This window comes from Methylobacterium sp., assembly GCF_019750675.1.
Lineage (GTDB): Bacteria > Pseudomonadota > Alphaproteobacteria > Rhizobiales > Beijerinckiaceae > Methylobacterium.
In genome coordinates this window covers 1-1584 of record NZ_JAIEOF010000227.1, presented here as the reverse complement: position 1 = coordinate 1584, position 1584 = coordinate 1, and the positions used below count along the sequence as shown (strand labels likewise).

Sequence of the window (1584 nt, the reverse complement as noted above, 5' to 3'; positions counted from 1 at the left end):
TCCAGAGGCGGGCGGCGTCGGCGATCTGCGGTTCGTGGGGCCCGAGGGCGTAGAGGGTCATGGCGCGTCCTTGCGGAGTCGGGAGCCCGGCGGGCTCAGGTGCCGGTCCAGGCGGCGGGGCGCTTGGCGAGGAAGGCCGCCACCCCTTCGGCGAAGTCGTCGCTGCCATAGCATTCCGCGATGAGGTCCGTCGCCTCGGCGGCGGAATCGCGCTCCAGGCGGCGCAGCATCGCGCGGGTCACCCGCATGGTCACGGGGGCGTGCCCGAGCAGGCGCTCGCACACCGCCGCCACCTCGGCGTCGAGGCGTCCCGTCTCCACCACGGCGGCGAGGTAGCCCAGCGGCGCCAGGGTCTCGGCGGTGGGCATCTCGGCCAGCAGCATCATCCGGGTGACGAGGCCCTGGCCAAGGGTCGCGGTCAGCCGGCGCAGGTTGGCCGGCGAGAGGCAATTGCCGAGGGTGCGCGCGATCGGCACGCCGAAGCGGGCCCCGGCCTCGGCGATGCGCAGGTCGCACGCATTGGCGATGGCGAGGCCGCCCCCCACCGCCCAGCCCTCGATGACCGCCACGGTCGGCACCCGGCAGCGCTCCAGCCCGGCGACGTAGCCCTCGATCCGGGCCTCGTAGGCGACGCCGTCCGCTCCCGTGAAGCCGACGAACTGCTCGATGTCGGTGCCCGCTACGAAAGCCTTGCCCCCGGCGCCCCGCAGCACGGCCACCCGCACGGCGGGGTCGGCCTCGATCCGCGCCAGCGCGTCCGCCAGGGCGTCGTACATCGCGAAGGTGAGCGCGTTGCGGGCGGCCGGGCGGTCGAAGGTCAGATGGGCGACGCCGCCCGCGACGCGGTAGCGGACGGCGCCGTCGTCGATCGGGGCGCTCATGCGGCGAAGGCTCCCTCAGCGCGCAGGCGCTCCACGGCCTCGTCCGAGAGGCCGAGTTCGCTCAGGATCTCGTCGGCGTGCTCGCCGAGCAGGGGCGCGTGCCGGCGTACGCGGGCGGGCGTGCCCGAGAGCTTCACCGGAAAGCCGATGTTCGGCACGCTGCCCTCGATGGGGTGGGGCACCTCGATACGCATCTCGCGGTGGCGGCCATGCGGGCTCTCGAAGGCCTCCGGGTAGGTGTTCATGCGTCCGGCCGGAATGCCGGCGGCCAGCAACTCGCTCACCCAGGTCTCGGCATCCTTGGTGGCGAAGCTCGTCTCCAGTTCGGCGATCAGGGCCTCGCGGTTCGCGAGCCGCCCGGCAATGTCGCGGAAGCGTGGATCCGAAAACAGGTCCTGGCGGCCGAGCACGTCGCAGAGCAGGCGCCAGAGCTTCGCGTTCGTCGCCCCCATCACGAAGTAGCCGTCCGCCGCCCGCACGGCCTGGTAGGGCGCGCTCATCCGGTTGGCGGTTCCCAGGGGCTCCGGAACCTGTCCGGTGCCCCAGTACTCGCACGTGTCCCAGATCGAGAAGGCCAGGGCCGAATCGAACAGCGAGGCGTCGACGTACTGACCCGTGCCGCTGGTCTGCCGGCCGATATAGGCGCTGAGGATGCCGTAGACCGCGAACAGCGCGCAGCCGATATCGGCCACCGGCACCCCGG

2 protein-coding genes are annotated in these 1584 nt (G+C 72.8%); both read right to left on the bottom strand.

Translation table 11 applies throughout. The features are described from left to right. Window positions 1–95: 95 nt before the first annotated feature. Window positions 96–881 carry an enoyl-CoA hydratase gene (locus K2X24_RS11900; RefSeq protein ID WP_292498190.1) on the bottom strand — a complete coding sequence of 262 codons (786 nt, stop codon included), beginning with the start codon at window positions 879–881 and terminating at the stop codon, window positions 96–98. Further along, a partial coding sequence (locus K2X24_RS11895) for a CoA transferase (protein WP_292498187.1) occupies window positions 878–1584 on the bottom strand: 707 nt, incomplete at its 5' end. The genes K2X24_RS11895 and K2X24_RS11900, both read right to left, overlap by 4 nt.

Excerpts from the sequence above, each read along its gene's own strand:
- K2X24_RS11900 (WP_292498190.1), bottom strand. The coding sequence starts at position 881 with ATGAGCGCCCCGATCGACGACGGCGCCGTCCGCTACCGCGTCGCGGGC.